We start from the raw sequence: 13413 nt of genomic DNA, 5'->3' as shown, positions 1-13413 counted from the left end.
GCGATGCGGATCCTAGTCACGGGGGCGGCGGGCCTGGTCGGCGGCGAGGTCGCGGCGCGTCTGGCGGCGCGCGGCCATGCGGTGACAGCGCTGGTCCACCGGGCGGCGGCCATCCGCGGCAACGACGGGGCGGCGGTGGCGGTAAACTGCCTGTCGGGCGACGTCACCCTGCCCGGCTTCGGCCTCGCCGCGCTGCCGCGCTTCGACCTCATCATCCACAGCGCGGCGATCACCGCCTTCGACGCGGCGCCGGAGCGCTATCGCGCCGTCAACATCGGCGGCGTCGCCAATGCCGTGGCGCTGGCCGAGGCGACGGCCACGCCGCTGCTCCACGTCTCCACCGCCTATGTCTGCGGCACAAGTGACGGGGTGGTGCGCGAGACCGAGACCGGCGACGATTTCGTCAACGGCTATGAGGCGAGCAAGGCCGCCGGCGAAGCACTGGTGCGCGCGGCGATGGCGCGGGGGCTGGTCGCGACGATATCGCGGCCGTCGATCATCGTGGGCGATTGGGCATCCGGCCGCATCCGCGACTTTTCGAACATCTACATGATCTTCCGCCTGATCGCGGAAGGGCGGGTGCGGACTCTGCCGGGGGCGCCGGGCGCCAGCCTCGACCTGGTGCCGATCGATCATGTCTGCAGCAGCATCGTCGCGATGGCGGAGGACATGGCGCGCGTCGCCGGGCGGACGCTGCATTTGACGGCGGCGACGCCGACACCGTTGGCGACGCTCGGGGCCGCGATCGCCGCGGTGCCGGGGCTGGGCGCGCCGCATTTCGTCGATCCGGGCGACTTCGTGCCGGCGGCGCTGCCGCCGGTGGAGCGCCGCTACCATGCCGCGGCAGCTTCGCTGTACACGAGTTACCTGCTGCGCGGGCCACGCTTCGACACCGCCGGCGCCGCGGCGCTGCTGCCGCCCTGCCCGCCGACCGATCGCGCCTGGCTCGACCGACTGATCGGCTATTGCCTCGATGCGGGCTGGGTCACCTCACGTCCGGATAGAGCGTCCCGAGCGCTTTCGGCCTGATGCCGAGGCCCCAACGGAAGCCAACCTTCAGATAGATCCAGTTGGCCCGCCATTCGCCCCAGGCGGCGACGCGGCGATCGGAGGTGAAGACGAAACGGCCGACGAGCCGCGTGCGGCCGAGACGCGCCATGCGGACGCAGAGTTCCGCCTCCTCCATCACAGTCAGTTCGGGATCGAAGCCGCCGACCGCGTCGAAATCGACGCGGCGGAAGAACATGGCATGGTCGCCGAACAGCAGCCGGCCGCCGCGCAGGAACAGGTGCGGGCGGAACAGCAGCGGCGCGTACCAGGTCTTGATCCAATTGTGGAAGCTGGTCGCCCAGCGCACCTTGTCGGCGCCGGCGAGGATGGCAGTGAAGCCGGCGAGGTTGATGCGCGGGTCGGCCATCACCTGCCGCGCCACCGCCAGCGCATCGGGCGGTAGCCAGGTGTCGGCGTGCAGGACCATGACGATGGGTGCGGTGGTGGCACTGACGCCGGCGTTGCACTGGCGCGAGCGGCCGCGCGGCGCGGTCATGACCGGCAGGCCGAGCGCGGTCGCGACGGCGATGCTGTCGTCGCTGCTGCCGCCGTCGACCAGCATGACCTCGTCGGGCTGCGGATCGAGGGCGGCGAGGCAGCGCGCCAGGCGCGGCAGTTGCGGCGCCTCGTCGAGCATCGGGACAATGATAGCGATTTTCGTCAGAATGTCCATCGCGCCAGGTCTTCGGGACGATCAAGGTCGGCAAGGGTGGCAAGTTGCGGGATGCCGGCGGGCAGCCGGTCCAGCGTTTGCTCACATACGCTCGACGTGCCCCAATCAACGCCGACAAAGGCTTGTGGGGCAGGTGCCGCGAGGCCGAGCAGCCAATAGCCGCCGTCCTCCGCCGGGCCGATGACGGCAGGGGCGTCGGCCAGCGCGGCAACGGCGGCGTGAAGGTGATGCGGCGCCAGGTCGGGAATATCGGCGCCGAGCAGCAGGACCGGCAGCGTTTTGGCCGCCCGAGCCAACCGCGCGCCGAGGTCGCCGTCCCCTTGATCGACGACGGTAACCCCCGGCCCCAGCCAATCGGCAAACACGGGCGGGTTGGCACCGGTCGACCGCACTTCGCACGGCAAACCGGCGGCGAGCACCGTCGCGACCGTGCGCTCGGTCAGGCGGCGGTGCAGGTCGGCGGCGCCCGCGGCGCCCAACGCCGGGATCAGCCGGGTCTTGGCGCGCCCCGGCTCCGGCCAGCGCGCGAACAGGCTTACGCGCACGCCACCACGCGGCCGCGCTCGATACGGATCGTCGGAGCCGGGGCGAGCCGCAGCCCGCGGCCATCGGCGCTGCAACCGGTCGCCACGTCGAAGCGATAGCCGTGCCAGGGGCAGGTCACGACGCCGGCGGCATCCGGCGCGCCGATCAGCGGCCCCAGCCAGTGCGGGCAAGTGATGCTGTGCGCCGCCAGCGTGCCGGCGATGTCGACGACACGGAACCGCCCCGCCCCGAAATCGAAGGCGAGCGGCAGCTGCTGGCGGACATCGGCTTCTTCACCAAGGAACAGCAGCGCCGGCGTCGCCGCCTTCTTGCGCGGGGCGAGCGCCGCCTCGCGGGCCCGCATCATCGCCTCGTCCTCGTCCCACAGCGTTTCGTAGATGGCGACAAAGGCCTTGCCGATCGCCGCCAGCTTCCGGGGGTCGGCCTCGGGCACATGATATTCGACGACGACATGGCTCAGGTGCGGCGCCCGGGCGGTCACCGCGACGCGGATCTCGCTGCCGGCGCCCGGCCCGCTTTCGGTGACGACGCGATAGGCGCTGGTGTCGTAGGCGATATACAGCTTCTGGACCTGCGGCGCGGCGCGACCCTGCCCGGTCAGCCGGATCCGCCAGCCATCGGCATCGCTGTCGACCAGTTCGCAGGCGGCGAAGCTGCCGCCGTGCAGCGCCGGCAGATGTTCCCAATCGAGGACATTCTCGCGGATGCGCGCCAGGCTCGCCTGCACCTCGCGAACATAGGTGCCGGCGAGGTTGAGCGCCATCAACGTCGCCCGGCTTTGCCGTTTGTCTCGAAAAGATTGGCCATCTGCTCGATGATCGTGCCGCCCAATTGTTCGGCGTCCATGATGGTCACCGCCTTGGCATAATAGCGCGTCACGTCATGGCCAATGCCTATGGCGATCAATTCGACCGGGGATCGGCCCTCGATATATTTGATGACCTGACGCAAATGGCGTTCGAGATAGTTGCCGGTGTTGACGCTGAGCGTCGAATCATCGACCGGCGCGCCGTCGGAGATCACCATCAGGATGCGCCGGTCCTCGCGCCGCGCCAGCAGGCGATCGTGCGCCCACAACAGCGCCTCACCGTCGATGTTCTCCTTCAACAGCCCCTCGCGCATCATCAGCCCGAGGTTCTTGCGCGCCCGGCGCCATGGCGCATCGGCCTGTTTGTAGACGATGTGGCGCAAGTCGTTGAGCCGGCCGGGCTTTACCGGGCGCCCGTCGGCGAGCCATTTCTCGCGGGCCTGACCGCCCTTCCAGGCGCGGGTGGTGAAGCCCAGGATCTCGGTCTTCACGGCGCAGCGTTCGAGCGTGCGGGCGAGGATGTCGGCGCAGATCGCGGCGATGGAGATCGGCCGGCCACGCATCGAGCCCGAATTGTCGATCAGCAGCGTCACCACCGTGTCGCGGAATTCGGTGTCGCGCTCGACCTTGTAGCTCATCGCATAGCTGGGATTGGTGACGATGCGGACGAGGCGCGCGGCATCGAGCAGCCCCTCTTCCTGGTCGAAATCCCAGCTGCGGTTCTGCTGCGCCATCAGGCGGCGCTGCAGCCGGTTGGCCAGCTTGGTCACCGCCGATTGCAGCGGGATGAGCTGCTGGTCGAGATAGCCGCGCAGCCGGGTCAGTTCCTCGGCATCGCAGAGTTCCTCGGCGCCGACGATCTCGTCATGCGCCCTTGTATAGGCCTTATAGTCGAAATCGGGCGGCAGGTCCGACATCGGCAGGTTCGGCCGCCACGGGGTCATGCCCTCCTGGCCTTCCTCGCCCATCTCGGCTTCGGACACCATGTCGGTGTCCATCTCGACTTCGCGGCTTTCGGTCGCCTCGGCGTCGTCCTGCGATTCCTCGGCGCGGGTTTCGGTCGACTGGTCCTGGCCGCCGGCCTCCTGGTCCTGCTCCTCGCCTTCCTCGCCGGGCTGTTCGTCGTCGGCCTGGTCGTCGGTCTCGTCTGACTGTTCAGGCTCGGCATCCGGGTCGGCGCCCAGGCCGAGGTCGCTGAGCACCCGGCGCATGACCTGGGCAAACTTGGCTTGGTCGCCCTGCGCGGCGACGAGATCGTCGAGGTGGCCGCCGGCGCGGTCCTCGATGCCGTCGCGGACGAGGTCGATCGCCGCCTCGGCGACCTTGGGCACCGGCTGGCCGGTCAGCCGCTCGCGCACCAGCAGCCCCATGGCGGTGGCCAGCGGCACCTCCTCGGCACTGCGGGCGCGGACGATGGGGTCGGCGCGGACCCGCATCTCGGTCATGCGATCGAGGTTTTTCGACACGCCGAGCATCTCGGCACTGCCCAGCGCTTCCACCCGCGCCTGTTCGACGGCGTTCCAGATGTCGCGGGCAAGGCCGGCATCGGGCTGGTCGACATTATGCAGCTTCGTGTCGTGCAGCCGGCGGCGCAACGCGAACGAGTCGGCCCAGCCGCGGACTTCGGCGACCTGTTCGGGGGGCATCGCGCGGCCGGGCTGCGGCACCCGCGCCTGGTCACCGAAGCACGAGGGCTTGTCGGCGGTATAGGCCAGCTCGACATCGGGCGCATGGCCAAGCGCGCGCAACGTGGCGGCGACGGCCTGGCGGAAGTCTTCGATAGGGTTTTCGGGGGCGGCCATTACCAGAGTACCTTGCAGCCGAAAGCGGCGAGTTCGGGATCGCGAGTCACGATCGTCAACCCTTCTGCCAGTGCTTGCGCCGCAATCAAACGGTCAAATGGGTCGCGGTGATCGCCGGGCAGCAATCCCGCGGCAAGTGCATGCGTCTCGGTCACCGCAAGACTGTCGAAGCGGCTTGCGGCCATCTCGACAGGGAAGCGCGTCCTCGGGTCCTCGAAATCCGACAGCTTGCCGATGCGAAACTTGATGGCGATTTCGATGGCGCTGACTGCGCTGACCCAGATCTGCTCGTCGGGCGCCATGATCGCCGCGCGTGCGGCTGGGCTGAGCCTTGGCGAATCCAGCCACCACCAGATAACCGCGTGGGTGTCCAGCAGGAGCGGCACCCCGTCAGATGTCCCGCAGCTTTTGTTCCCATGCTTCGATATCGGCGTCGGTCATCGCCGACATCATTGCATCATCGGCAAGCGGCGCGAGTTCCGGCCAGCCACCCGGCGTGCGTTTGCATGGCAAGGGCGCATCATCGAGCTTGACCAACTTGGCATAGGGCTTGCCGGCCTTGGCAACGATGATCTCTTCGCCGGCATGGGCCCGCTCGAGAAGCTTCGAGAAGTGCGTCTTGGCTTCATGGACGTTGACGGTGGCAGGCATTGCACGGCTCCTGAGCTGTTAGTCCAGTTAGTCCACCTGGGCAATTCAGTCAACCGCTACCTGGGATCCGGCCCCTAGCGCCGCCCCTTCACCGCCACGCTTTCCGGCAGTTCCTCGCCGAACACCCGCTGGTAGTATTCCGCCACGATGCCGCGCTCGGCTTCATCGCATTTGTTGAGGAAACTCAACCGGAAGGCAAAGCCGACATTGCCGAAGATCGTCGCGTTCTGGGCCCAGGTGATGACGGTGCGCGGGCTCATCACGGTCGAGATGTCGCCGCCCATGAAGCCGGCGCGGGTCATGTCCGCCACCTTGACCATGTTCGATACCTGCTTGCGGCCGGCGTCGGTGTCGAAATCCTTGACCTTGGCGACGACGATGGCGCTTTCGGTGTGGTGCGGCAGGTAATTGAGCGTCGTGACGATGTTCCAGCGGTCCATCTGGCCCTGGTTGATCTGCTGGGTGCCGTGATACAGCCCGGTGGTGTCGCCCAGGCCGACGGTGTTGGCGGTGGCGAACAGCCGGAAATACGGGTTCGGCCGGATGACGCGGTTCTGGTCGAGCAGCGTCAGCTTGCCCTCCACCTCCAGCACGCGCTGGATGACGAACATCACGTCGGGGCGGCCGGCATCGTACTCGTCGAAGACCAGCGCCGTCGGCGTCTGCAGCGCCCAGGGCAGCAGGCCTTCGCGGAATTCCGTCACCTGCTGGCCGTCGCGCAGCACGATGGCGTCCTTGCCGATGAGGTCGATGCGGCTGATGTGGCTGTCGAGGTTGATGCGGATGCACGGCCAGTTGAGGCGCGCCGCGACCTGCTCGATGTGGGTCGACTTGCCCGTGCCGTGATAGCCCTGGATCATCACGCGACGGTTGTGGGTAAAGCCGGCGAGGATGGCGAGCGTGGTGTCCGGATCGAAGACATAGCTGGGGTCGAGGTCGGGTACGCGTTCATCGGCCATCGAGAAGGCGGGCACGGCCATGTCGATATCGACGCCGAAGACCTCCCGCGCGTCGACGCTGGTATCGGGCGCCATCAGGGCGGTGCTGGAAACGGACATTGCTGTGGCCACGGCGGTCAGGACTCCGATTGGAAACGGTGCGCGGATTTCAGGTGCGTATAGGCGTTGACGACTGCCTGCAACTTCCCTTCTTGCGCGCGGTCCCCCCCATTGCTGTCAGGGTGGTAGCGGCGGACCAGGCGTTTGTAGGCGCGGCGCACGTCATCGGGGGTGGCGCCATCGCCCAGGCCGAGCGCCTGCAGCGCCTGGGCATCGCCGAAGCCGGCCCAGCGTTTCGGCGACGGCGCGGGCTTGCGGTCGGCACTGAACAGGTCGAGCGGATCGCCGAAGGTAAAGGCCTCGCGCCCGCCCTTGCCGGTGGCGGCGCGTTCCCAGCCGGCGAGCGGCGATTGTGCCTCGTGGATCTCGTCGGGGCTGAGCCCGTCGAAGAAATTATACTTGGCGTTGAAGGCCCTGACATGTTCGAGGCACAGCAATTGCCAGCCGCCTTCATTGCCCGGCAGGCGGTTCGACACCGGCGCGCGAAACTCCCCCGGCGCCGCGCAGCCGACATGCTGGCAGCGCGCCGGATCGGGGCTTTCGATGCGGCCGTGCAGGCGCTGGCTGCGCCGCGGCGGGTCGGATGATTCGGTGGTGATCGGTGAATCCTTGGCGGCGGGGCCGCTTGATTTATAGACGTCGGCAGGGCCGCTTCGACTATAGACGGGGGCGACAGCGCGAAAGGGACGATATGGGCGTCATGGCGGACAAAATCGAGGCGCGGCTGCGTGCCGCACTGGCCCCCGAGATGCTGGAGATCATCGATGACAGCGACAGCCACCGCGGCCACGCCGGGCACGACGGGTCGGGCGAGAGCCATTTCACCGTGCGGCTGACGGCGGCTGGCTTTGCCGGCAAGTCCCGGGTGGCGCGGCAACGGCTGGTCTATGACGCGCTGGGCGACCTGATGGCGCCCGGCGGGGTGCATGCGCTGGTGATCAAGGCGTCGGCGCCGGGGGAGGCTTGATGCGCCATCGCGGGATCGTCGCGGTCATTGCAGGGTTGCTGGCGGCCCCCGCCCTTGCCGCGACCGAGCGGGTCGGCAGCGTCGACGGGGTTGCGGTCATCGATCGGCTCGACACCGCCGACCTGCCCGGCGGGCAGCTGCAGCGTTTCTGGTTCCGCGCCGGCGACAATGCCATCGGCCAGGGCTGGCAGGTGCCGGTGATCGTCGTGACGGGCGCCCGCCCCGGCCCCCGGCTGCTGGTCACCGCCGGCATCCATGGCGATGAACTGAATGGCATCGCGGTCATCCACCGGCTGGCGACGATCGACCCGGCGACGCTGACCGGCACGCTGGTGCTGGTGCCGGGGCTGAACACCCCTGCCCTCATCGCCAGCACGCGCGAGTTTCCCGACGGCAGCAATCTCAACCGGGTCATGCCGGGCGCCGAAACGGGGGCTGCGGCGCGCTATGCCCGACAGTTGTGGACTCGGCTGCTGCGCCCCAATGCCGATGCCGCGGTCGATCTCCATACCCAGTCGCGCGGCACCGCCTATGTCATGTACGCCTTTGCCTCCACGCCGCGGACCCGGCGCATGGCGGAACTGGTCGGGCCGGACATCATCAAGATGGATACCGGCGACAAGGGCACGGTCGAGAACGAACTGACCCGCGATGGCGTGCCGGCGATCACCTTCGAGCTGGGGCGGCCGGAGGTGTTCGATGCGGACAGCGTGGCGCGCGGGCTGGCCGGGCTGCGCAACCTGATGGCCGAGATGGGCATGGTCGCCGGCACGGTGCAGGCCAGCGCGCCGCTGGTCACCAACCGCATCCAGCCGGCGCGGGTGACCAGGGCCGGGTGGATGACCCTGCTGGTGCCGCTGGGCGCCGATGTGGTGAAGGGCCAGCCGCTGGCGACCATCGCAGACCCGTTCGGGCGGGTCATCGAGACAGTCACCGCGCCCGCCAGCGGCCGCATCAACACCATCGCCACCGACCCGCGCCGCGACGCCGGCGACATGGTGGCGCGCATCGTCTGGTGGGATCCCGACCCGAAATGCGCGCTCGGCTGTTGATTAGCGCCCGCCGACAGGATAGCCGGGCGATCAGTGCCGGATTAGCTCAGCGGTAGAGCAGCGGTTTTGTAAACCGAAGGTCGGGGGTTCAATCCCCTCATCCGGCACCAGCCACTGCATTCCCTGCCGGAGCCGAAGCGCCGGGCGAAACGTATAGTCCGCCGTCGGCAACGAGCGGGAACGGGCATGGATCGCACCAGCATTTCGCGACGCTGTTTCATCGGGCAGGCGCGTGACACCGCGGTCGTCACGCTCGCCGCCGCCGCCGCGGCGCCGGCTGTGGCGCAGACATCCGGCAAGGCGGCGGCGCGCGGTCGCCCGATGCCCGACGGTGTTACCCTGCCCTCTGCGCCACCGCGATCGCCGCGCCCCGGCAGCGTCGGTTATGCGGTCGTCGGCCTTGGCGACTATGCGCTCAACCAGATGATGCCGCGCTTCGCGCGGACCGAGCGCTCGCATATCGCGGCACTGGTGTCGGGCAATCCCGAAAAGCTGCGCCGCGTCGGCGATGCCTATGGCGTGCCCGCCGACGCACGCTATTCGTACGCGCAGTTCGACCGCATCGCCGCCGACCGGCGCATCGACGCGGTGTACATCGTGCTGCCGAGCGGCCTCCATGCCGACCATGCGGTCAGCGCCTTTGCTGCCGGCAAGCATGTGCTGTGCGAAAAGCCGATGGCGCTCACCAGCGCCGATTGCGAGCGGATGATCGCCGCCGGGCAGCGCGCCAACCGTCGGCTGATGATCGCCTATCGCGTGCATTTCGAGCCCCATAACATCGAGGCGATGGCGCTGATGCGGCGCCGGGCGGTGGGCAACATCCGCGCGGTGCGGACCGAGCAATTGTCGCGTACCGATCCGTCGTCGCGGCCGGCGGAAAACTGGCGCATCGACCGGGCGCTTGCCGGCGGCGGGCCGCTCGAGGACTTCGGCATCTATGGCCTGCAAGCGGCGCTCTATTTGACCGACGAGATGCCCGAGAGCATCACCGCCGCCACTTACCAGCCGGCGAACGACCCGCGGTTCGCGCAGGTCTTCGCCTCGGTCGCATCGCAACTGCGCTTTCCGTCGGGCGCGATCGCGCAGCTGATGACGTCATATGATTCGAGCGGATCGAACATCGCGCATGTCCGCGGCGACACCGGCGCGCTCATCATGGATCCCGCCACCGGCTATACCGGCCACCGGATGCGGCTGGAGGGGCGGGAGCGCCGCGACATCGCGCTCGGCGACCCGACGGTGCAGTTTCCCCGGGAGCTCGACCACTTTTCGGGCGCGATCCGCGACGGGTCGCCGATCCGGACACCGGGGGAGATGGGCCTGCGCGACGTGTGGCTGATGGAGGCGATCTATGCCGCGGCCAGGACCGGAACCATGGTGCGTTTGAGCCCGGACGGCCGGATGCGCGGTTGACGCGCCGGCGGCGGGGCTGACCGCCCATCGGCCGCCCCCAACGCCTCAGGGGCGGCGTTCGGCGCGGCTCAGCGCTCGCTCTTGCCCTTTTCGGCATCATCGTCGTCATCGTCCACGACTTCGGCGCCCGGCGGCTCCGACTGGCGAACGATCGGCTTCAGCCCGGCCCTGGTGAGCGTGGCGTTGAGCGGCGGCAGGTCGGTGGCCAGCACCGCATCGAGCGCCGCGGTCTGGCGGTCGAGGCGTGCCGACAGGTCCGCGAACGTGGTGCGGGTCTGGGCGGTCGGTGCCGTCTCGCCGCGTTCGACATGGTCGATGATGCCCGCCAGCTTGTCGTTGAGCCGGATCGGGTAGTTGAGCGGATCCTGCCGGCTGCGGTTGTTGACCTGGTAGATCTCGCTCTCGATCGCGTCGACGCGCGACTGGAACGTCCGGATCGCCTCCGCAACCGCGGGTTGCGGCTTGGCCTGCAGCCGGGCGTCGGTCTGGGCGCGCAGCCCACGCGCCAGCAGCACGGCCTGGTTGGCTTGCGAAACCTTGGCGCTCGCCGCCGTGGCGAGGTCGAAGCGGGCCTTCAGGTCCTCGGGCCGGGCGCTGGCCAGCCGCGGATCGAGGCGCAGTTCGAACGTCTCGCTCTGCGTCGCGCCGTCGACGACCAGCCGCGCGGTATAGGTGCCGGGCATGGCCAGCACGCCGCGATTGCGACTGGTCCACAGCACCATCTTGTCGACACGGGTGAAGCCCGGCCAGCGCATGTCCCAGGTGAAGCGGTTCATGCCCGCCTTCATTGCCGGTCGCGGCGGGGTCTTCGGCTTGGCCGGGGTGATCGCGGTCTTTTCCGCGGTGTTGCCGACGACGGCATCGCTGCCGGCGGCAACGGCGGATTCGCTGACACCGGTCGCCGGCGCCGGGGCATCGGCAGCTGTCTTGTCGGACTTCGGCTCGGGCGGCGCGAGGGTGCCGGCAAAGCTGTGGATCAGCTTGCCCGCCGGATCGATGATCTCGAGGCTCAGCTTGCGGGGCGTCCTGGGCAGGAAATAATCGATCGCCACCCCCTTATCGAGTTCGCGGATCGCCGGCGACGGCTTGAAAAGACGGACCTGGCGGGCCTGGCGACCGGCCGGGTCGAGCTGGCGCAGCACGCCGATCTTTTCCATCACCCAGAATGACCGGCCATGGGTGGCGATCACCAGGTCCTCGTCGGTGACGGCGAGGTCGGACACCTGGACGTCGGGCAGGTTGCGCTGCAGCCGCTGCCACTTGCCGCCATTGTCGAACGACAGCCAGACACCGCGTTCGGTGCCGAGATAGAGCAGCCCGGGTTTCACCACGTCCTCGCGGATCGAGCGGGCCATTTCGTCGGCCGGAATGTTGCCGGCGATCGACGTCCAGGTCCGACCGTAATCGGTCGTGCGCAGCACATAGGGCCGGAAATCGTCGAGCAGGAACCGGTGCCCGGTCATATAGGCGGTGCCGGGACGGTGCGGCGACGGCTCGACGGTGGTGATCTTCAGGTTCGCCGGCAGGTCGGCGGGCGTCACATTGGTCCAGTTGCCGCCGTCATCGCGGGTGACATGGACGAGGCCGTCGTCCGACGCTGCCCAGATCACGTCCTTTTCCAGCCGCGACGGCGCCAGCGCGAACACCGTCGCATAGGTTTCGACACCGGTCTGGTCGCGGGTGATCGGCCCACCCGACGGGCCCAGCGTCGCGGGGTCGTGGCGGGTCAGATCGGGGCTGATGCGGTCCCAGCTCTGGCCTTCGTCGCGCGACCGCCAGACATGCTGTGACGTGACATACAGGGTGCCCGCATCCTGCGGATCGAAGACGATCGGATAGGTCCATTGAAAGCGTTCGGCGATGTCAGCCGCCGAGGCGCCCATCGGGTTGTCGGGCAGCACGTTGATCGCGCGCCGCTGGCCGGTGGCATAGTCGAAACGGGTCAGCATGCCGCCATAGCTGCCGGCGTAGAAGATGTTGGGATTGCGCGGATCGTTCGCGACATAGCCGCTTTCACCGCCGCCCGCGGCGAAGCCATATTGGCCGCCGAGCGCGTTCATGTGCTTCCAGCCGCGCGACGGCACGCAGATGGTGCTGTTGTCCTGCTGGCCGCCACAGGCGAACCACGGCTTGTGGTTGGTCAGCGCCAGCCGGTAGATCTGCGCCGTCGGATAGGCCTGGCCGGTCCAGCTCTTGCCGCCGTTCACCGAGACGTTGGCGCCGCCGTCATTGGCCTGGATCATCCGCTGGTTGTCGGTGCGCGAGATCCACAGGTCGTGGTTGTCGCCATGCGGCACCTTGATCTTGGTGGGGAAGGTCTTGCCGCCGTCGTCCGACCGCCAGAAGTCGACGTTCAGCACATAGACCCGGTCCTTGACCTTCGTGTCGGCAACGAGGCGCGTGTAGTAGAAGGCGCGCTGGCGCAGGTCGCGATTGTCGTTGGTGCGTTTCCAGCTGGCGCCGGCGTCGTCGGACACGAACAGGCCGCCGTCCTCGTGCTCGACCAGTGCATAAAGGCGGCGCGGATCGACCGGCGAGACGGTCACCCCGATCTTGCCGATCAGCCCCTTGGCCGGCATGCCCGGCGCCCGGGTCAGCTCGGTCCAGTTCGCGCCGCCGTCGACACTCTTGAACAGGCCGCTGCCGGGGCCGCCCGAGCTCATGCCCCAGGGCTTGCGCCAGGCTTCCCACAGCGCCGCATAGATGGTTTCGGGGATGGAGGGATCGATGACGATGTCGACAGCGCCGCTGCGCGGGTCGCGATACAGCGTCTTTTTCCAGCTCTTGCCGCCGTCGACGGTCTTGAACACGCCGCGTTCCGGATTTTCGGCGCCATAGTGGCCGAAACCGCCGACATAGACGGTGTTGCAGTCCTTGGGATGGATGCGGACCCGCGAGAAATTCTGCACGTCCTTGAGGCCGATATCCTGCCAGGTCTTGCCCGCGTCGATTGTCTTGTAGACGCCGCGGCCCGGCAGCACGTTGCCGCGCAGCTGCGTTTCGCCGGTGGTCAGATAGACGATGTCGGGATTGGCCTCGCAGACCGCGACCCCGCCGACGGCGCCGGTCGGGATCTTGCCGTCGGTGGTCGCCGACCAGCTGGTGCCGGCGTCGGTGGTCTTCCACAGGCCGCCGCCCGTCGCGGCGAAATAATATTCATTGGGCCGCGCATCGCTGCCGACCGCCGAGATCGAGCGGCCGCCGCGGTTAGGCCCGATGTTGCGCCATTCGAGGCCGCCGAAGAACGGGTCCTCGCTGGCTGCCGGGGCCGGCACCGCGCCCGACGGCGCCTTGGCCAGCGCGATGCCCGACAGCAGAATTGAACAGGCCAGTGCCAGGACGCGGACGTTCATCGAATGATTACCCCTCAATCGCCACGACGCTTAGCAGACG

General features: G+C 68.4%; 13 protein-coding genes and 1 tRNA gene. 5 read left to right on the top strand and 9 right to left on the bottom strand.

Annotation, left to right across the window (positions count from 1 at the left end; translation table 11 throughout):
- Window positions 1–3: 3 nt before the first annotated feature.
- A complete protein-coding gene (locus ACP7AI_RS12000; protein WP_426167630.1) occupies window positions 4–1029 on the top strand; it encodes an SDR family oxidoreductase in 1026 nt (341 codons plus the stop codon).
- On the opposite strand, the gene ACP7AI_RS11995 is transcribed toward ACP7AI_RS12000, so the two are convergent.
- From ACP7AI_RS11995 to ACP7AI_RS11960, 8 genes are all read right to left on the bottom strand, one after another.
- A complete protein-coding gene (locus ACP7AI_RS11995; RefSeq protein WP_426167628.1) occupies window positions 986–1723 on the bottom strand; it encodes a glycosyltransferase in 738 nt (245 codons plus the stop codon). The two genes, ACP7AI_RS12000 and ACP7AI_RS11995, sit on opposite strands and share 44 nt — an antisense overlap.
- A complete protein-coding gene (locus tag ACP7AI_RS11990) occupies window positions 1711–2268 on the bottom strand; it encodes a TIGR04282 family arsenosugar biosynthesis glycosyltransferase (protein WP_426167626.1) in 558 nt (185 codons plus the stop codon). The genes ACP7AI_RS11995 and ACP7AI_RS11990 overlap by 13 nt, the downstream gene beginning before the upstream one ends.
- Entirely contained in the window at window positions 2259–3032 is a 774-nt protein-coding gene (locus ACP7AI_RS11985; RefSeq protein WP_426167624.1) for a Rieske (2Fe-2S) protein, read from the bottom strand. The genes ACP7AI_RS11990 and ACP7AI_RS11985 overlap by 10 nt, the downstream gene beginning before the upstream one ends.
- The gene (gene cobT / locus ACP7AI_RS11980) at window positions 3032–4879 is read right to left on the bottom strand and encodes a cobaltochelatase subunit CobT (protein WP_426167622.1); all 1848 of its coding nucleotides are present in this window, start codon (window positions 4877–4879) and stop codon (window positions 3032–3034) included. The genes ACP7AI_RS11985 and cobT overlap by 1 nt, the downstream gene beginning before the upstream one ends.
- Window positions 4879–5265, bottom strand: a complete 387-nt coding sequence (locus tag ACP7AI_RS11975; protein WP_426167620.1) for a type II toxin-antitoxin system VapC family toxin — start codon at window positions 5263–5265, stop codon at window positions 4879–4881. The genes cobT and ACP7AI_RS11975 overlap by 1 nt, the downstream gene beginning before the upstream one ends.
- A gap of 4 nt (window positions 5266–5269) precedes the next feature.
- Window positions 5270–5530: a type II toxin-antitoxin system Phd/YefM family antitoxin gene (locus tag ACP7AI_RS11970; RefSeq protein ID WP_426167618.1), complete on the bottom strand. Its 261-nt coding sequence runs from the start codon at window positions 5528–5530 to the stop codon at window positions 5270–5272.
- Between the two features lie 74 nt (window positions 5531–5604).
- Window positions 5605–6588, bottom strand: coding sequence for a cobaltochelatase subunit CobS (cobS, locus tag ACP7AI_RS11965; protein WP_426167616.1), 984 nt, complete (start codon window positions 6586–6588; stop codon window positions 5605–5607).
- A gap of 17 nt (window positions 6589–6605) precedes the next feature.
- Window positions 6606–7064, bottom strand: a complete 459-nt coding sequence (locus ACP7AI_RS11960) for a J domain-containing protein (protein WP_426167615.1) — start codon at window positions 7062–7064, stop codon at window positions 6606–6608.
- A gap of 215 nt (window positions 7065–7279) precedes the next feature.
- Here ACP7AI_RS11960 and ACP7AI_RS11955 point away from each other — a divergent pair, with 215 nt between their 5' ends.
- The 4 genes from ACP7AI_RS11955 (at window position 7280) to ACP7AI_RS11940 (ending at window position 10020) form a co-directional block, all read left to right on the top strand.
- Entirely contained in the window at window positions 7280–7555 is a 276-nt protein-coding gene (locus tag ACP7AI_RS11955) for a BolA family protein (protein ID WP_426167613.1), read from the top strand.
- Window positions 7555–8607 carry a succinylglutamate desuccinylase/aspartoacylase family protein gene (locus ACP7AI_RS11950; protein ID WP_426167611.1) on the top strand — a complete coding sequence of 351 codons (1053 nt, stop codon included), beginning with the start codon at window positions 7555–7557 and terminating at the stop codon, window positions 8605–8607. Before ACP7AI_RS11955 ends, ACP7AI_RS11950 begins: the two co-directional genes overlap by 1 nt.
- 35 nt (window positions 8608–8642) lie before the next feature.
- A tRNA-Thr gene (locus ACP7AI_RS11945) sits at window positions 8643–8717 on the top strand.
- Between the two features lie 76 nt (window positions 8718–8793).
- Window positions 8794–10020 carry a Gfo/Idh/MocA family protein gene (locus ACP7AI_RS11940; protein WP_426167609.1) on the top strand — a complete coding sequence of 409 codons (1227 nt, stop codon included), beginning with the start codon at window positions 8794–8796 and terminating at the stop codon, window positions 10018–10020.
- Window positions 10021–10088: 68 nt separating this feature from the next.
- Here the strand turns inward: ACP7AI_RS11940 and ACP7AI_RS11935 are convergent, their stop codons facing one another.
- Entirely contained in the window at window positions 10089–13373 is a 3285-nt protein-coding gene (locus ACP7AI_RS11935; RefSeq protein ID WP_426167607.1) for a WD40/YVTN/BNR-like repeat-containing protein, read from the bottom strand.
- Window positions 13374–13413: the final 40 nt, after the last annotated feature.

The organism is Sandarakinorhabdus sp. DWP1-3-1 (assembly GCF_049896705.1).
Lineage (GTDB): Bacteria > Pseudomonadota > Alphaproteobacteria > Sphingomonadales > Sphingomonadaceae > Sandarakinorhabdus.
This window is presented reverse-complemented; position numbering and strand designations above follow the sequence as displayed.